Genomic DNA, 18,218 nt, shown 5'->3' with positions numbered 1-18,218 from the left:
AGTTTTTATGCAAACACATTATTACGAACTTTTTTTTCAAACAGATAAGGAATATTTAGATTTATTCCTTGATCTTGTTTTTTCTCTAGATATAGATGCCATAGAAGAAAAGGATGATGGCGTTTATATACGATCAGAAGAAGATATAAAACTCATTCAAATAGCCTTGCAAAGCTTTCATCAAAAATTATGTGAAAAATTTAACACTAAGATTTATTTTCATTCTACTTTAGAAAAAAAAGAAAATAAAAACTGGATAGAAGAGTATAAAAAAGGCATACAAGCTTTAACCATTGACAATATCCACATTCACACGACTTGGCAAGAAGCTATACAAGATAAAATCAATATTATTATAGACCCTGCCCTAGCTTTTGGCTCAGGACATCATGAAAGCACTTACACTTGTATAGAATTTTTACAAAAATACACAGATGATTCTAAATTTTGCTTAGATGTAGGCTGTGGAAGTGGGATTTTAAGTATCATCATGGCAAAGCTTGGAGCTAAAGTGCAAGCTTGTGATACAGATGAGCTAGCCATAGTTGCAAGCAAGGAAAATGCAAAATTAAATCAAGTTAGCTTTGATGATATTTGGGTAGGTTCTATTAATAAAAGCTTACATAAATATGATATAGTTGTGGCAAATATCATTGCTGATATTTTAATCATACTAGAAAAAGATCTTAAAGAAAAAACCAAAGAAGGTGGAATTTTAATCTTATCTGGTATTTTAAACAAATATGAAGAAAGAATTAAAGATAAATTCAAAGATTTGACTTTGTTAGAATGTAAACACAAAGGAGAGTGGTTGAGTTTAGCTTACAAAAAGGAAACAAAATAATGAATAAAAAACCAAACGAACCAAAAGATAATCCAAACAATAATAGCTTTTTTAATAAAAACCCTATTTTTATTTTCGCTATTTTTGCCATTGTGATGATTCTTTTATTTAAAGGATTTTCAGATGATGGTAGTATGGGTATTATGGGCGGAGAAAATACCAAAAAAGTTACTTATTCTGAATTAAAAACTTTAATCGAAAATAATCAAATTGCCCAAGTTAACATAGGTCAAACTACCATAAAAGCAGTGTCTAAAGCAGGAAATATGGTATATATTACCAAAAAAGTTCCAAATGATGCTACTTTTGTGCCTTTGCTTGATTCAAAAGGCGTTTCTTATGGAGCTTTTAACGAGAATAATTGGTTTATAGATATCTTACTTTCTTGGGTTTTACCGGTATTTATTTTCTTTGGTATATGGATGTTTTTAGCTTCTCGTATGCAAAAAAATATGGGCGGATCTATACTTGGTATAGGAAGCTCTAAAAAGCTTGTAAATTCAGAAAAACCAAAAGTTAAATTCAATGATGTTGCAGGTGTTGAGGAAGCAAAAGAAGAAGTTAAAGAAATAGTTGATTTTCTAAAATATCCTGAAAGATATATCAATCTTGGAGCAAAAATTCCAAAAGGACTTTTGCTTGTAGGTCCTCCAGGTACAGGTAAAACTTTACTTGCAAAAGCAGTAGCAGGCGAAGCTGATGTACCATTTTTTAGCGTATCAGGTTCATCTTTTATAGAAATGTTTGTGGGTGTTGGTGCTAGTAGGGTTAGAGATTTATTTGAAAATGCTAAAAAAGAAGCTCCAGCTATTGTATTTATAGATGAAATTGATGCTATAGGCAAATCACGTGCTGCAAGTGGCATGATGGGTGGAAACGATGAAAGAGAGCAAACTTTAAATCAACTTCTAGCAGAAATGGATGGCTTTGGTACTGAAAGCTCGCCAGTAATCGTACTAGCAGCGACAAACCGTCCTGAAGTCTTAGATGCAGCATTACTTAGACCGGGACGTTTTGATAGACAAGTTTTGGTAGACAAGCCTGATTTTAAAGGCAGATGTGATATTTTAAAAGTTCATATGAAAGATGTTAAAATTTCACCTGAAGTAAAAGTAGAAGATATCGCAAGATTAACAGCAGGTCTTGCGGGTGCTGATTTAGCAAATATCATTAACGAAGCAGCTTTACTTGCAGGTAGGGATTCTAAAAAACATGTAGAACAAAAAGACTTAGTTGAAGCAGTAGAAAGAGCTATAGCAGGACTTGAGAAAAAATCACGTAGAATTAATGATAAAGAGAAAAAAATCGTAACTTATCATGAATGTGGCCATGCTTTAATCGCTGAAACCACAAAAGGTGCTAAAAAAGTAAGTAAAGTTTCTGTTATACCGCGTGGTTTAGCAGCTTTAGGATATACGCTCAATACTCCTGAAGAAAATAAATTTTTAATGCAAAAACATGAGCTTTTGGCTGAAGTTGATGTGCTTTTAGGTGGGCGTGCAGCTGAAGAAATTTTCATTAAAGAAATTTCAACTGGTGCAAGCAATGACCTTGAGCGTGCAACTGATATCATAAAAGCTATGATTTCTATGTATGGTATGAGTGAAATTGCAGGTTTAATGGTGCTTGAAAAACAAAGAAATACTTTCTTAAGTGGCGGACAAACTATCAAAGATTATTCTGATAAAATGGCTCAAGATTTAGATGAGTATGTGAAGAAAACCTTAGATGAACGCTATGCGGGTGTAAAAGAAATTTTAAAAACTTATAGTGGTGCTATAGAAGTAATGGTACAAGCACTTTATGAAGAAGAAACTATTGATGGTGCTAAAGTAAGAGAGATTATTAAAAACTATGAAGAAGAAAACAATCTTCCAACGCGCTTAGAAGAAAAAGAGCAAGAAGTTACTAAGGATAACTAATGAAAACAAATTTTATTGCAAAGGCTGGCTGGAATTTACTTATAATTCTAGCTATAGTTTTTGCAATAGCTCAATTTATATGGGGATTTTCTTGGCTTTTATGGTGTATTTTTATACTTTTTGCTTGCCTTTTTAGAGCTAGTAAAATCGATTATATAGCAGATCCAAATACTATCATAGCTCCCATAGAAGGAAAAATAAAATGCATTAAAACAAGCTCATATAAAGAGCTTGGCGAATGCATAGAAGTGCAAATTATAAATAATATCGTTCATCAAGGCAGCATCATAGCTCCACTTAATATGGATATAGAAGAAACTAGACCAAGACACGGACTTTTTTTATGTCCATTTATGAAAAATACAAATTTAATGGGCGAAAGAATGCTATTTTTAGCACGCTCTAAAGGCAAACAATTGGCATTACGCGTTATTTTTGGCGCCTTAAATAGAAAAGTTCATATTGATGATTTTGGTCATCATTTAAACCATGGACAAAATATAGGTTTTATGTTTGATGGCAGTGTGAGTTTATTGCTTCCAAAAGATACTAGAATTTGCGTAAATGAAAACGATAAAGTACGCATTGGTGCATTGATAGGGTATTTAAATCCATGAATTTTAAACTAATTTATATTTTACCTAATCTTTTTACAGCTGCTTCCATATTTTTAGGCATTATTTCAGTGATTGCTTCTATTAATCAAAATTTTGATAAAGCATTAATTTATATCATTTTATCATTAATTTGTGATGGCTTGGATGGACGCGTTGCAAGAGCTACTAATTCTACTTCTAAATTTGGAGTTGAGTTTGACTCACTAGCAGATTTAATAGCCTTTGGTGTTGCACCTGCTATGCTTTTTTATATGAGTATAGGTTATGAATATGATCGTTTTGGTTCCTTAATAGCTGGTTTATTTGTAGTTTTTGGCGCTATACGCTTAGCAAGATTTAATGTCACCACAGGTACTTATGAACCTTCAGTTTTTATAGGACTTCCTATACCAACAGCTGCAGTTGTAAGTGCTTTATGGGTAAGCGCTTATTTATATTATGATTTTTTACGTGATTTTTCTTTGGTGATAGTATGTATTCAAATGCTTTTAGCTTTTTTAATGGTAAGCAATATAAGATATCCAAGTTTTAAAAAAATTGATTTAAAACGGGCAAATGTTTTAAAAGTATTAATCCTTTTAGTAATCTTATTTTCCATGCTTTATTTGTATTTTTTAGAAAGTGCGTTAATCGTCGCAAGCTTATATGTACTTTATGGAATCATTCGAAGCTTTTTTACTCTAGCTCGTAAATTTAAAAAAGATTAAAATTTTATTTTCACTTCACTTTTTAATAATATACTTCTCATTATTTTCAAAAAGGAGTAAAAATGAATAAAAACAAATTATTCAGACAAATTCACATTTACATTAGCTTATTTTTCTTACCACTAGCATTTTTATATGCTGTTACTGGTTTTGCTTATATAGCTGGTTTTGATGGGGAAAGTGGAGCTAAAATTCAAACTCAAAAAGTTCAAGCTATTATCCAAGAAGGCGCTGAAGCTGAATTTTTAATTGATTTTTTAAAGAAAAATAACTTAAAACTTCCTTCATCTTTGGAACCAAAACTTAACAAAAAAGGCGATGGAATAGAGCTTGGCACTATAAACTATACTGCAAGTATTGTCAAAATAGATGAAAATAATTATGAAATTATCACAAAAGAAAGAAGTTTACTTGGAAATATGATTTTACTTCACAAAGATAAAGGTATGTGGTATTTTTCTGTTCTTGGGCTAGCTTTTGCACTTGCTATGATAATCCTTTATATTTCAGGACTTTTAATCACTATCATAGCTATACGCAAAGACAGAGGCAAACAAATCGCAGTTTTAGGTGCTGGTTTTGTTATAACTTTAATCATAGCTTATCTTAGTGTATAAATTTAAGGTATATCTTATAATCAATAAGATATACTTTCCCTTTTAATACGGACAGATGGGTGAGTGGCTGAAACCACACCCCTGCTAAGGGTGCAGATCTTAACGGGTCTCGAGGGTTCAAATCCCTCTCTGTCCGCCACCTTATAAAATTCATTTCCTTTCATCTATTTTAATAATTTTTACTGTTATAATTATAATAAATTTAAAGGTAAGCTTCACATACTATGCAAATTTATGCTTCTATTGATTTGAAATCTTTTTACGCTTCAGCTGAATGTGTTTTAAGAAATTTAGATCCTTTAACAACTAATCTCATTGTAGCAGATGAATCAAGAACAGATAAAACCATCATACTAGCAGTTTCACCTGCACTAAAAACTTACAATATACCTGGTAGATTAAGACTTTTTGAGTTTAAACAAAAAATCCACTCAATCAACCAAGAAAGATTAAAACAAACTCAAAAACACTGCTTTAAAGCTAAAAGTTTTGATACATTAGAACTTAAAAATGATTTAAATTTAGAACTAGATTACATCATCGCCAAGCCCAGAATGGCTACTTATATAGAATTTAGCACAAAAATATACAGTATTTATTTGAAGTATTTTGATGCAAAAGATATCCATATATACTCTATTGATGAAGTTTTTATTGATCTTAGTTCTTATCTTGAAAAATACAAACTTTCAGCTTATGAGTTACTTACTAAGGTTTTACTTGATATTTTACACACAAGTAAAATCACTGCAACAGCAGGTATAGGCACAAATTTATACTTAGCTAAAATTGCTATGGATATACTTGCTAAAAGACAGCAAGTAGATGAAAATGGCTTACTTATAGCCTTTTTAGATGAAAAATTATATAGATATAAATTATGGCAACACAAACCTTTAAAAGATTTTTGGCGTATAGGCAAAGGCATTGCCTTAAAACTTGCAAATTTAAACATTTATACTATGGGAGATCTTGCAAGATTTTCTTTAAAACACGAAGCTTTGCTTTATAAACACTTTGGTGTTAATGCTGAATTATTAATTGATCATGCATGGGGTATTGAAACTTGCACGATGAAAGATATTAAAAATTACAAATCACAAAATCACTCTAAAGTCATGGCTAAAGTTTTGCCTTTTGCATATGATAATAATCAAACAATAAAAGTTTTAAAAGAACTTGTCGATCATTTAGTGCTTGAACTTATACAAAATAACCTTAAAACAAACCATATCACGCTAGATATACAATATGATAAAAGCAATTTAGAAAATTCAAGCTTTTTGGGTTCTTACAAAGGAGCTATCACTAAAGATAATTATGGAAGAACTATACCTAAAAATGCTCATGGAAGTATAAATTTAGAAAATTTTACCCATTCTTTAAAAATCATCAATAAAAAAGCCTTGGAACTTTTTTACAAAATCAGCGATAAAAACTTAAGCATTAGAAAAATCAGCCTAAGTTTAAATAATATCACAGATAAAGCACAAGAAAATTTCCAAGAATTAAATTTATTTAGTGATTTTAATGCAATTTTGCAAGAAAAAAATCAACTTGAAAAAGAAGAAAAGCTCCAAAAAGCAAGACTTCAAATCATGCAAAAATTTGGTAAAAAAGCTATTTTAAAAGCTTCAAGCTTGGATGATGAGACTAAAGAAATTACTTCTTTAATAGGAGGTCATAATGCATGATGATTATAAAGATATAATAAATAAAAAATATCAAAAATCAAAACAATTTCCACCAATGCCAAGAGAAAAAAGAGCGGCGCAATTTGCTCCATTTTCAGTGCTAAATGGTTTTAACAAAGCTATTTTAAAAACGCAAAAAGATATGGAAAAAGCATTAGAAAATAGCAAATATCAAGAAGAAAGCTAAGTTCTTCTTGATAAAATTTTATTTTGCATTAGAGTATTTTTCAAACTCTCCACTTTCATCGATTTCATTGCCATAAAGTTTGTGTAATTCATAGTAATATTTTACAAATTCCTTACATTCTTCATCAAGTGGTAAAAACACCTCATCTTCTAAAATACAAAACTCATCTAAATAATTTTTAGCATCTTCTTTTAGCATATAATGTCTTGCTAACTTATAGTAATTTTGCATAAACACAGCTTTAAAGGCTTCATAAGCTTCTTCATCAAATTTAATGTTTAATTTCTCATTTGCAAAAGATAACACCCCTGATTTAAACAACAATGATAAATGAATCAAACCTTCTGTATAATAAGGCTTAACCTCCTCTACTCTTTGCCAAGCGATCAATCCTATAGCCCTTTTAATAAGCTCATAAAACACTGGAAGCTTTAAATCATATTCTTCATGTAAAAAGAAATTCACAAGCCCGCCCGCAGTAGCTTTAAACTCTTCTATATTTTTAAATACACCACTTTCATTCATTTTCTTTTCGCTATCATTTGCCACAAAGAAAATATGTCCAAACTCATGACCTATGGTAGAAACTTCATAAATTCTTTTCCATAATTTTTCATTATAAAATAAAATTTCTCTCCCATAATCTAAAAATTCTTTTTCAAATACCATAGATGAAAGCTTCATAAAAGGCTTGGTTTTAGCATTTTCATAAACATAATTTAAAAAAGCAAAAATCTTTTTGCCTGCTATATTGCTTACATACTCATCATTTGGCACTACTTGAGCAGAAAAAAGTCCCTTAAGCTCTGCCCCATAAAAAATCATAGGCATACAAATATAAAGCTGAGTTTTTTCAAGATTAAAATTCACTTCATCAAACAAAGCTTCATCTTCTTCATCTAAATTTGCATACACCATTGCAAAACTTTCTTTGATTTTATCTTTAAACTCACTCCCATTAAAATCACTCACATCTTCTAAGCGTATATCCCACTCAAGTGCTACTGCATGTGTGTAAGAGTCTTCATAGTATTCTAAAGGATGGCCAATTTGCAATGGGCATTTTACTTCCATCCACGCAAGCTCTGCTTCTTGCCATTTTTTAACCACTTCATTATTATCTTTTTCACAAAATGCAAATTTTAATTTTTCTATATAATCAATATAAGCATTTTTTTCATCATCTAACGCACAATTTCTTAGTTTTTCTAAAAGTTTATCAAACTCATATTCAAGCTTTAAAACCTCATTTTCAAAAGCCTTTGCATAAGGTAAAAATCTCCAAAGTGTTCCTATTTTAACTAAAGCCCCATAACTTCTTTCACAAATTTCACCATCTTGATTAAGCTGATAAAGCTCATTTTGTTTTAAAAACTCCAAAGCATCACTTAAATTTGGAAATTGTTCTTTTAAGATTTTATTATTTGTATCTAAAATTTGCTTGCTCCAAACAAGCTCAAAAGAATTCATAACTACACCTATATTATGCACACCTTGAACTAAAGCCAAATAAAACTCATCAAGTAAATTTTTACTCTTAATCTCATCGATTAAATCTTGATGTTCTACTTCATAAAAGGCTCTTACCAAAGAAAAAACTTTATATTTTATTTGAGAAATTTCTTCTTCATTTAAACCTTTTTTTTCAAGTTCTTGGACTAAATTTTCCTCTTTTAAATCCACCAAACGACGCAACATTGCCAAAACATTGCTTTTTTCATTTTCAAGATTAGCTAGTTCTAAGGCTCTATCTATCAAAGGATGACTTTGATTCGTTTGAAGTATATTATAAAGACTATTGATATTTTGTTTCCTATTTTTCACAATTTTTGCTATTTGCTTAAAATCATTCATTTTTTACCTTTCTTTATTTTTAAAACTTAATTATAATGTTTTTTTTAAAACACAAGGAGAATGTATGAAAGATATGGGAGAACCTAAGCTAAGAGTTATAGCTATGCCAAGCAATACAAACCCCGCTGGCAATATCTTTGGTGGTTGGATCATGTCACAAATTGATCTAGCCGGAGCCATTGCTGCAAGAGAACTTTCCCCACAAAGAGTTGTCACAGTTGCGGTAGATAAAATCATTTTTAAAGAGCCAATTTTCGTAGGTGATTTGGTATCTTGCTATGCAAAAATCATCAAAGCAGGTAATACATCCATCACCGTAGCAGTAGAAGTAGTTACTCAAAGAGCTAATGAATATGGCCGTGTGTATTGTATGCATGTAACTTCAGCTGTAGTAACTTATGTGAGCGTAGATAAAGATGGAAATAAATTTCCTATTGATGCTGATTTAAAAAGATTACACGGCTTTTAATATGTTTTATTGTATTTTTAAAAAACTTTTTATATCATCACAAAAAATTTTCTAAGGCTTATATATGCGTGGATATAAAATATTTTCTGGTTCAGCAAATGAAGAATTTGCTAAAAAAATCTCAAAATACCTTTCATTGCCTCTAAGCAATGCAGGTGTGAAGCGTTTTAGCGATGGTGAAATTAGCATTCAAATAGATGAAAGCGTGCGTGGTAAAGATGTATTTATCATTCAAAGCACTTGTGCTCCAACAAATGATAATCTAATGGAACTTTTAATCATGACAGATGCATTGCGTCGCTCAAGTGCAAGCTCTATCACAGCTATCATCCCTTATTTTGGTTACGCTAGACAAGATAGAAAAGCAAGCCCTAGGGTGCCTATTACTGCAAAATTAGTAGCAAATCTTATAGAATCAGCTGGTGTGGATAGAGTAGCTACCATAGACTTACATGCTGGACAAATTCAAGGCTTTTTTGATATACCGGTGGATAATCTTTATGGGAGTATTATTTTTAATGATTATATCAAAAATAAAAACTACAAAAATCCTATCATCGCAAGTCCTGACATAGGTGGTATAGCAAGAGCTAGAAGCGTGGCAAAAGCTTTAGGACTTGATATAGTTATAGTAGATAAAAGACGCGAAAAAGCTAATGAAAGCGAAGTGATGAATGTCATCGGCGATGTAAAAGATAAAGAAGTGATTTTGGTAGATGATATCATTGATACAGCAGGAACCATAGTAAAAGCTGCCGAAGTATTTAAAAGCAAAGGTGCAAAGTCAGTTATAGCTTGCTGTACTCACCCTGTACTTAGTGGTGTAGCTTATGAAAGAATAGCTAAAGATGCGCTTGATGAGCTAGTAGTAACTGACACTATACCTTTAAAACAACAAATGGATAAAATCAAAGTCCTAAGCGTAGCACCTATTTTTGGTGAGGTAATACGCAGAGTTTATCACAATGAAAGTGTGAATTCTTTATTTGTATAAATTCTTTGCAAGGACCATCCTTGCAAAGAAAATCTAAACTTCAAATAATTCTACAATTTTATATTAATTAAAATTATATTTTGCTATAATTAATAAATTATTATTAATTAAGGAGTTATTATGATTAAAAATTTAATCTTAAATTTTGGTAGAACTATACTTGATATAGTGGCTGCATTAAGCTTTATTATAGCGATTATTTATTCTATTGCGCTGATGTTTACTCTAGGATTTATAGTAGGTCTAGTAACACTTATTGGATCTTTAGTTGCAATATTTTTAAGCTTTTTTGTAATTTATCTTGTCATAGATATAAGAGATGCACTAGTTAATAAAAACTAAATTACTGGTGGAGACGAGGGGAATTGAACCCCTGTCCAAAAATAAAACAACCACGGCATCTACATGCTTAGCAAAGGTGAAAATTTCATCTAGCCAAACTCACCTTCCAAAATTTCAAGCTAGACTAAGACTTTAACTTCAATTAAAACTTGTCAAATTTCAATCTACACTATCGAAAATGACCAAATTCTAAGCTAGATAGTATCACTTAAAATTCAGGCTCAACTGAACTTACGCAGCTTTAGCGTAAGCAGGAGCAAATTTAACGTTGTTTGCGTTTAATTTTAATTTGAGCTTTATACGCTTTGCTCAAAGCGACATGCCACCAAGGCCACTCTACTCCTGTCGAAGCCAAGTCGTCCCCATTATTTAGAAATTTTATCTGGAACATTTGCAATTTGAGGGTTAAATACGCTTAAAAAAGAAGCATTTTTTTCATAATCACTGCAATATCTATCAAGCTGCTCACCCACTAAAAACATCCAATCCACAAATTCATCGCTAGCAGGCCCATCAAATTTAGCTGCTTCTTGCATAATTTCCTCACAAAATGTGCAAAAATTTGCAATCTCATCTAAATTTAATCTTTTAGCAGCCCAAACTACATTGTGGATATTTTGTTCTAAGTCTTTTAAAGCTTCTTTGTATTTTGAGCTATCGCTGCTTAACTTTACTATCAAAGGCTCTAAAACATCGCAAAGACTTCTAAAAAAATACAAAAAACGCTCGATTTCTTCAAGCTCGTAATCTAACTCTAATTGCTCTAAAATTCCCATAAAAACTTCTATAATCTAAGTTTAAATGTTTATTTTAGCAAATTTTAGATAAAATTAAAATTTCTTACAAAATAAAATGGAAAAAATATGGATAGAATCGTAGAGATTGAAAAATTCTCCCCTGATGAAACTTATGAAACAAGCCTTAGACCTTCAAATTTTGACGGCTACATAGGACAAGAAAACATTAAAAAAAATTTAGAAGTTTTCATCAAAGCTGCTAAAAAAAGAAATGAATGTCTAGATCATATCCTTTTTAGTGGACCTGCAGGACTTGGTAAGACAACTTTAGCAAACATTATCTCATATGAAATGAATGCAAATATTAAAACTACCGCTGCACCCATGATAGAAAAAAGCGGGGATTTAGCTGCGATTTTAACTAACCTTAGCGAAGGAGATATTTTATTTATCGATGAAATTCATCGCTTAAGCCCTGCCATAGAAGAAGTGCTTTACCCTGCTATGGAAGATTTTCGTCTTGATATTATCATAGGTAGTGGTCCTGCTGCACAAACGATAAAAATCGATTTGCCCAAATTTACTTTAATAGGTGCTACTACAAGAGCAGGTATGCTAAGTAATCCTTTGCGCGATCGCTTTGGCATGCAATTTCGCTTGGAATTTTATAAAAATGAAGAGCTTGCTATCATTTTAGAAAAAGCAGCTCTAAAGCTTAATAAAACTTGTGAAAAAAAAGCTTCTTTAGAAATAGCCAAACGTAGCCGTTCTACCCCAAGGATTGCTTTAAGATTACTTAAGCGTGTAAGAGACTTTGCTGATGTAAATGATGAAGAAATTATTAGCGAAAAAAGAGCTAAAGAAGCGCTTGATTCTTTAGGGGTAAATGAGCTTGGTTTTGACGCGATGGATTTAAGGTATTTAGAGCTTTTAACTGAAGCTAAAAGAAAACCTATAGGACTTTCTAGTATAGCTGCAGCATTAAGTGAGGATGAAAATACCATAGAAGATGTGATAGAGCCATATTTACTAGCAAATGGCTATATAGAAAGAACAGCCAAAGGTCGTATTGCGAGCTTAAAAAGTTTTGATATTTTAAAATTAAAATACAACAAGGGTTTATTTGATGAAAAGTAGTAATTTTTTCTTAATTAGTTTTATTTTATTTATTTTATTTTGGGTGCTTTTTTTATTTAAACCTTTTTTGATGAATATAGCCATAGCAAGTTTAATGGCTGTTTCTACTTCTAATGTTAATGTTAAATTCTTAAATATATTCAAAGGTAAAAAAGTCATAGCAGCAGCAGCTACCACTGCTTTTATGTTAGCTTTATTTTTTATACCTTTTGTATATGCTATTATAGAACTTGCAAAAGCAGCTAGCGGTTTTAATATAAGTTATATTCATAATACCATAGAATATTTTAAAAATTATTCTTTGCACCTACCTGAATCTCTAAGCTTTATAGAACCAAAAATCAAAGAAGCGCTAGCAAGTATTGATTTAAATTCCATCTCTAAAGATGTTTTAACCTATCTTTCAAGCGCAACTAAATTTGGGACTAAATTTCTAACTGATATGGTGTTAATTTGTGTGTTTTATTTCTTTGCTAATCTTTATGGAGCCCAACTCATTGGCTATATCAAAACCATAGTACCTATGAAAAAAGAAGAAACTCAAGGCATTTTAAGTGAAGTGAGTAATGTAATGTCTGTTGTGTTTTATTCTATGGTGCTAAATGCCATTTTGCAAGGGGTGCTTTTTGCTATCATTACTAAATTTTATGGTTATGATGCGATTTTAATGGGAATATTATTTTGCTTTAGCTCTTTAATCCCTGTTGTAGGCGGGGCATTAGTTTATGTGCCTGTTTCTTTATATGAATTTGCAAACAACAATCTAAGCGGTGCTTTAGTGATTTTCATTTATAGCGTGGTAATGATATCTTTTATCGCAGATACTTTAGTAAAACCTTATATCATTAAATGGATTAATGAAAAACTTGTTCAAATTCCAACGCAAATTAACGAACTTTTAATTTTCTTTGCGATGATAGCAGGAATTTCAAGTTTTGGCTTTTGGGGTATTATCCTTGGACCTGCTATTTTGACTTTCTTTATTTCTACTTTAAAATTATATGTGATTTTAAAAGAAAAACATTTTGTATAAAGGCGATTATTTTTCAATAATCGCTAAAATTTCTTCTTCGCTTGTGAATTTTTTATTATATTTTATCACTAAAAATTTAGAGTTTTTATACACATCTAAAACTCCATTTATACCTTTAATATTATTTAAATCATGCTTTGTTTCTAAAGACAAATAGACATTTTTAAAATCTGCTGGACTTTGTAAAAACAAAAGCAACACAAACCAAATTACAGACAAAGCTATCAAAATAAAAGCAAGAGTGACTAAACTAAAATGGTGTAAAAAATACCCTCCAACAACACCGCCTAAAAAGCTTCCAAAATAGCCAAAAGCATTAAACACACCCAAAGCTGCGCCTTTTTCATTTACCTTAGCAAATTTACTCGCACAGCTTTGCATAATAGGCTCATGTAAATTAAATCCTATAAAAAACACTACAACACCCACCATAAACACTAAAGCATTATGCGAAAAAGCAAATATAATATAAGCGATGATAAAAAATGCCACACCTAAAAGCAATATCTCTTTGCTTAAGCCTCTTTTTTCTCCCAAAGATCCTGATAAACCCATAGCTAAAAACCCAAGCACCATAGAGCTAACATAAACATGCCATAAATTCTCACTTGGATAATTAAACTCATGTACTAAAACCAAAGGAATACTTAAAAACGCAATACTCATAAGCATTTTTTGCATACAATTAGTAAGATTCATCAAAGCTAAGTTTTTTTCTTTTAAAAGTTTTTTTAATGGAGTTTTAGTATTTTCATGTACTATTGTATGCTCTTTTGGTACAACGCTAAATAAAAGCACGATACAAATTAAACTCAAAATCGCACTTAAATCAAACAAACTTGAAAGTCCAAATTTAGCACTCATTAAAGGAGAAAGCACCAAAGAAGCTGCAAAAGAAAGTCCTATAAATGAACCCATGATAGCCATAGCCTTACCGCGATTTTCTTCATTGATAAAATCACTTATCATAGCAGTAGCTACTGCTCCTATGGCTCCTGCTCCTTGTAAAAGCCTTCCAAACATCATCGTATAAATATCATCAGCATATGAACATACCAAAGAACCTATGATAAACACCACAAGTCCTATTAGCATAGTTTTTTTACGCCCTATTTTATCTGAAATGATTCCAAAAGGAACTTGCAATGCCATTTGAGTTAGAGCATACACACCTACTAAAAGCCCTACTAAAAACTCATTGGCTCCTTTTAAATTTAAAGCATATAAACTTAAAACCGGCAAAACTATAAATAATCCAAAAAATCTAGTTCCTACAATAAAAGACAAAGGTAAAACAGTTTTTAACATCTTTTCTCCTTATAAAGGATAATTTTACTATGATTTTGATAAACTTTTTTTAAAGTCAAAACAAAAAGAGTAATTTATGAAGAAAAAATTAAAAATCATTCTAGCAACTTCTAACGCACACAAAGTAGAAGAAATCAAAAAATTTTTAACTACTTATGAAATTTATGCCTTAAATGAAATCATCACCCCTTTTGAAATCATCGAAGATGGCACGAGCTTTAAAGAAAATGCTTTGATAAAATCTAAAGCTATTTTTAATGCTTTAGGCAAAAAGCAAGATGAATTTATCACCTTAAGTGATGATAGTGGTATAAGCGTAGAGGCTTTAGACAATGCACCGGGGATTTTTTCTGCAAGATACTCTCAAGAAGGCACTGATGAGGCCAATAGAAACAAACTCATCCAAGCCTTACATGAAAAAAATCTACATCAAAGCAAAGCTTTTTACACTGCAGCCATAGCTATAAGTTCAAAATATGGACATTTTAGTACGCATGGATATATGCATGGCCTTGCTATTGATACTCCAAGGGGTAATAGTGGCTTTGGATATGATCCTTTATTTATCCCAAAAGGTTTTGATAAAACCTTAGGTGAATTAGATGAGCAAGTAAAATTAAAAATTTCACACCGCTCGCAAGCACTAATGTTTGCTACTTACATCTTAAGAGCATTAGAAAAAATGGAGTATTAATGAAACAATTTATAAAATATATGCTTATTGCTTTTGGGCTTTATGTGATTTGGATGTTGCTTTATTATAATTTTGCTTAAGATAATGATAGCTTAAAATAAAACTTGGTAATAAAAAAAGCGAACCAAATAAAAGCAAACTCATAGCCAAAACCGTAAGCAAGCCAAAATAAATCGTTGGGATAAAATTACTACTAATCATCACTAAAAAACCTAGAATAATCGTAACACTAGTATAATAAATCGCACTTCCTATACCCATATGTGAAGCTTTTATAGCCTCTTCTAAGTTTTTATGTTTTAACTCTTCTTTAAAACGATGAATATAATGAATCATATCATCAACCCCTATTCCTATACAAATAGCAGCTATGGTAATGCTCATAATATCAAGTGGTATATTGAAAACACCCATTAAACCAAACACCAAAGCCAAAGGTATGAGATTGGCCAAAATCGCCACAAAAGCATAAACAAAACTTCTAAAAATTACCACAAATAAAGCAAAAATCACAAGCACCACAAAGGCTAAAGTATCAAATTGTGATGAAAAAAGACTTTGAAGCATATTATTATACAAAGGCATAATACCACTGATTTTAACCTCTACATTATCTTTTTGTAAAAGTTCTTTTAAGTCTTTTTCAAGCTGTTTTAAAAAAGCATCGCGTCTTAAATTTGGATCACTATCTAACATACGCACGCTAAATCGCAACTCATTATTTTCTACACTTACAAAAGGAGTTAAAACTTGCTTTTTAAAATTCTCATCTAAATTTTCATATAAAAACGCTAAGGCAAAATCATCTAAAGCCTTGCCATTATTAATGCTTTTTCCAAGCTCTAGCAAACTTTGTAAGCTAAGCACAGAACCTACATATTCTTGCTTACTTAAAAACTCATGAACCTTAGCAGCTATTCTTGTTTTTTCACTACTAAAAAAATACCTATCATCTTTAGCTAAATCATCAAATTCTTGTTCAAACTCATCTAAACTTTCATTTTGTTTTGGATTTTGCTTAAACTTAACAATCACATCTAAAGGCATAGTTCCACCCAGCTCTTTATCTATAATCAACAAGCCTTGTTTAATCCTAGAACTATCTTTAAAATAACTCACAAAGCTATTTTCTACTTTGATTTGTAAAATTCCATACAAAGCAAAAGCTACACAAAATAAACTTATGCCATAGATAAATTTTCTATGTTTTAAACTTACATTTGCACAAAAACTTAAAAATTTCAATGAATTTTGATTAAGCTCTTTAAAATTTAAACGCAGCATTAGTACCAAAATACTTGCAAAATAAATATAAGCTAAAACCAAACTCACGCTAATACCAAGACTCATCATAATACCAAGTTTGATAATAGGCTCAATATCTGAAAAGACAAAACTTAAAAACCCAACAACTGTAGTTAAAATAGCAAAAAAACTAGGACTTGCTTTATCAAGTAAGGTTGAGAGTAAAAGCTTATAAACGCTAGCTTTTGGGTGTTTGTGTAAATTTTCTATAAAATGCACGATTAAGTGTATTACAACAGAAACGGTGATAATAAGCACTAAAGCTACATAGTTTGAAGACACTACAGTAATATCAAATCCCAAAAGTGCGAAAATCCCGCTTGAAGTAAAAAGCGAAACCACACAAATTCCCAAAGCCAAAAACACCAAACGCAAAGAGCCAAAAAACCACCAAAGTGCTATAAATAAAAGCCCTACTAAACTAAAACCATAAATTTTTAAATCACTTTTTACATAATTAATCATATCGTTAGCGATCATTTCTACACCACCAAGGTGTAAAAAGTCTCCATTTTGACTATATTTAGATACTATTTTAGTGATTTCTTCTAATCTTTTTGCACTAAATTCCCTTGAGCTTTCTTGGTGTTTTTTAATCAAGGCTCTAAAATGCTCTTTTTCATTTTCACTTTTTGCATTATCCCTTGAATTAATCAAATCATTATAAACAAGATCAGGCGCTAGATAAATCAAAATCCCTGTTGTTTTTCCATCTTTTGAAATGATATTATTTTTATAAAAGGGTTGATTTAAAATTTCTTTTTTAGCTAGATTAACATCCACATCTTGACTAAAAATATTAGGTATATTTTGGATAAGCTCTTTTAATTCTTTACCTTTAGAACTTGCAAGTAAAGGCGCATTAGTGATAGAAAATACCTTTTGCACACCATTGATTTTTTCTAAATCAAGAGTTAAATTTTTTATAGTTTCTAAATTTTCTTTAGCAAAAATATCTTTATCTTTAGGAGCAAAAGCAAGCATTAAAAAATTATCATTGCCATAACGTGCTGAAACTTCTCTATATAGCTTCAAACCCTCATCATGCTCTAAAAGCAAGCTTTCAGCACTTGCATCAACACTTAAATTTTTAGCAAAAAAACTAAAAAATACACAAAAGATTAAAGTAATCCCCAAAGTTAGCTTTGGGAAATTAAGAAAGATTTTTAAAATTTTACTTAGCATTATTTAGAAAAATCAACACTAGAAAGCTTTTCAAGTAAGGTTTTAAAATCGCCATTTTGCAAGACATCTTTAAATTGTGAGCGATAAGTTTGTATAATACTTATACCAAAAATATCTACATCATAAATTTGCCAATCATTGTTTTTATCATAAAATTTAAAGATTACAAAATTTTCTTTACCATCTACTATCATAGAAGTTTTTAAAAAGGCTCTTTTATTTTTTTCTTCTAAATTAATCACTTTTAATTTTTGAGAATCATACAAAGCAAGCTTATCTGTGAAACTTTTTTTAAGGTTTTTTTCAAAAGCTTTGTTAAATTCATTTTTTTCATTTTCACTTAATTTTTCATATCTTGTAGAAAGACTAAGTTTGGCCATAAGCTCATAATCAAAAACACCATCAAATAAAACAAAGATTTTTTCCGCCGCTTTAGCTTTATCATTTTTATTTTGATCTAAAATTTTTAAGCTCTCATCAATTTTTTCTTGCATAGTTTTAGAAATATCTTGCAAATTTAAAGCGAATGCAAATACTACACTAAAAAGCAAAACTATGATTTTTTTCATTTA

General features: G+C 30.7%; 18 protein-coding genes, 1 tRNA gene and 1 other RNA gene. 14 read left to right on the top strand and 6 right to left on the bottom strand.

Going from position 1 to position 18,218, the window contains the following annotated elements:
• Positions 1–7 precede the first annotated feature (7 nt).
• The 8 genes from L8U98_RS03195 (at position 8) to L8U98_RS03160 (ending at position 6,588) form a co-directional block, all read left to right on the top strand.
• The gene (locus L8U98_RS03195) at positions 8–844 is read left to right on the top strand and encodes a 50S ribosomal protein L11 methyltransferase (RefSeq protein ID WP_263724918.1); all 837 of its coding nucleotides are present in this window, start codon (positions 8–10) and stop codon (positions 842–844) included.
• Positions 844–2,766, top strand: a complete 1,923-nt coding sequence (gene ftsH, locus L8U98_RS03190) for an ATP-dependent zinc metalloprotease FtsH (protein WP_263724917.1) — start codon at positions 844–846, stop codon at positions 2,764–2,766. The genes L8U98_RS03195 and ftsH overlap by 1 nt, the downstream gene beginning before the upstream one ends.
• Positions 2,766–3,383, top strand: a complete 618-nt coding sequence (locus L8U98_RS03185) for a phosphatidylserine decarboxylase (RefSeq protein ID WP_263682381.1) — start codon at positions 2,766–2,768, stop codon at positions 3,381–3,383. Before ftsH ends, L8U98_RS03185 begins: the two co-directional genes overlap by 1 nt.
• The gene (pssA, locus tag L8U98_RS03180; protein WP_263724916.1) at positions 3,380–4,090 is read left to right on the top strand and encodes a CDP-diacylglycerol--serine O-phosphatidyltransferase; all 711 of its coding nucleotides are present in this window, start codon (positions 3,380–3,382) and stop codon (positions 4,088–4,090) included. The genes L8U98_RS03185 and pssA overlap by 4 nt, the downstream gene beginning before the upstream one ends.
• Before the next feature lie 62 nt (positions 4,091–4,152).
• Positions 4,153–4,707 carry a PepSY-associated TM helix domain-containing protein gene (locus L8U98_RS03175; protein WP_263682382.1) on the top strand — a complete coding sequence of 185 codons (555 nt, stop codon included), beginning with the start codon at positions 4,153–4,155 and terminating at the stop codon, positions 4,705–4,707.
• A gap of 49 nt (positions 4,708–4,756) precedes the next feature.
• Positions 4,757–4,846 (top strand) — tRNA-Ser (locus L8U98_RS03170).
• Between the two features lie 85 nt (positions 4,847–4,931).
• Positions 4,932–6,401, top strand: a complete 1,470-nt coding sequence (locus tag L8U98_RS03165; RefSeq protein ID WP_263724915.1) for a DNA methylase — start codon at positions 4,932–4,934, stop codon at positions 6,399–6,401.
• Positions 6,394–6,588, top strand: a complete 195-nt coding sequence (locus L8U98_RS03160; RefSeq protein ID WP_263724914.1) for a hypothetical protein — start codon at positions 6,394–6,396, stop codon at positions 6,586–6,588. Before L8U98_RS03165 ends, L8U98_RS03160 begins: the two co-directional genes overlap by 8 nt.
• Before the next feature lie 18 nt (positions 6,589–6,606).
• On the opposite strand, the gene ciaB is transcribed toward L8U98_RS03160, so the two are convergent.
• Positions 6,607–8,442, bottom strand: a complete 1,836-nt coding sequence (ciaB, locus tag L8U98_RS03155; RefSeq protein ID WP_263682385.1) for an invasion protein CiaB — start codon at positions 8,440–8,442, stop codon at positions 6,607–6,609.
• Between the two features lie 64 nt (positions 8,443–8,506).
• Here ciaB and L8U98_RS03150 point away from each other — a divergent pair, with 64 nt between their 5' ends.
• The 3 genes from L8U98_RS03150 (at position 8,507) to L8U98_RS03140 (ending at position 10,247) form a co-directional block, all read left to right on the top strand.
• Positions 8,507–8,911, top strand: a complete 405-nt coding sequence (locus L8U98_RS03150; RefSeq protein ID WP_012661971.1) for an acyl-CoA thioesterase — start codon at positions 8,507–8,509, stop codon at positions 8,909–8,911.
• 64 nt (positions 8,912–8,975) lie between these two features.
• Entirely contained in the window at positions 8,976–9,905 is a 930-nt protein-coding gene (locus L8U98_RS03145) for a ribose-phosphate pyrophosphokinase (RefSeq protein WP_039619082.1), read from the top strand.
• 120 nt (positions 9,906–10,025) lie between these two features.
• Complete coding sequence (locus tag L8U98_RS03140; RefSeq protein ID WP_263682386.1) at positions 10,026–10,247, top strand: hypothetical protein; 222 nt, start codon at positions 10,026–10,028, stop codon at positions 10,245–10,247.
• Between the two features lie 5 nt (positions 10,248–10,252).
• Here the strand turns inward: L8U98_RS03140 and ssrA are convergent.
• Both ssrA and L8U98_RS03130 read right to left on the bottom strand, forming a co-directional pair.
• Positions 10,253–10,611, bottom strand: a transfer-messenger RNA (tmRNA) gene (ssrA, locus tag L8U98_RS03135).
• A 1-nt stretch (position 10,612) separates the two neighbouring features.
• Positions 10,613–11,023 carry a hypothetical protein gene (locus L8U98_RS03130; protein WP_039619086.1) on the bottom strand — a complete coding sequence of 137 codons (411 nt, stop codon included), beginning with the start codon at positions 11,021–11,023 and terminating at the stop codon, positions 10,613–10,615.
• A gap of 87 nt (positions 11,024–11,110) precedes the next feature.
• Between L8U98_RS03130 and ruvB the strand changes: the two genes are divergently transcribed.
• Complete coding sequence (ruvB, locus tag L8U98_RS03125; RefSeq protein WP_263724913.1) at positions 11,111–12,121, top strand: Holliday junction branch migration DNA helicase RuvB; 1,011 nt, start codon at positions 11,111–11,113, stop codon at positions 12,119–12,121.
• A complete protein-coding gene (locus L8U98_RS03120) occupies positions 12,111–13,154 on the top strand; it encodes an AI-2E family transporter (protein WP_263682388.1) in 1,044 nt (347 codons plus the stop codon). The genes ruvB and L8U98_RS03120 overlap by 11 nt, the downstream gene beginning before the upstream one ends.
• Positions 13,155–13,160: 6 nt before the next feature.
• Here L8U98_RS03120 and L8U98_RS03115 read toward each other — a convergent pair whose 3' ends face one another.
• Entirely contained in the window at positions 13,161–14,462 is a 1,302-nt protein-coding gene (locus tag L8U98_RS03115) for an MFS transporter (protein WP_263724912.1), read from the bottom strand.
• A gap of 76 nt (positions 14,463–14,538) precedes the next feature.
• Here L8U98_RS03115 and rdgB point away from each other — a divergent pair, with 76 nt between their 5' ends.
• On the top strand, positions 14,539–15,156 hold the full coding sequence (rdgB, locus tag L8U98_RS03110) for an RdgB/HAM1 family non-canonical purine NTP pyrophosphatase (protein ID WP_263724911.1): 618 nt from the start codon (positions 14,539–14,541) through the stop codon (positions 15,154–15,156).
• 24 nt (positions 15,157–15,180) lie between these two features.
• On the opposite strand, the gene L8U98_RS03105 is transcribed toward rdgB, so the two are convergent.
• Together L8U98_RS03105 and L8U98_RS03100 are read right to left on the bottom strand one after the other, a co-directional pair.
• On the bottom strand, positions 15,181–17,646 hold the full coding sequence (locus L8U98_RS03105; protein ID WP_263724910.1) for an efflux RND transporter permease subunit: 2,466 nt from the start codon (positions 17,644–17,646) through the stop codon (positions 15,181–15,183).
• Positions 17,646–18,215 (bottom strand): ABC transporter substrate-binding protein, encoded by a 570-nt coding sequence (locus tag L8U98_RS03100; RefSeq protein ID WP_263724909.1) that lies wholly within the window; start codon positions 18,213–18,215, stop codon positions 17,646–17,648. The genes L8U98_RS03105 and L8U98_RS03100 overlap by 1 nt, the downstream gene beginning before the upstream one ends.
• Between the last annotated feature and the right edge of the window lie 3 nt (positions 18,216–18,218).

This window comes from Campylobacter sp. RKI_CA19_01128 (genome assembly GCF_025771175.1).
Lineage (GTDB): Bacteria > Campylobacterota > Campylobacteria > Campylobacterales > Campylobacteraceae > Campylobacter_D.
Note: the sequence above shows the minus strand (reverse complement) of the source record. Positions and strands in the feature narration are given on the sequence as shown.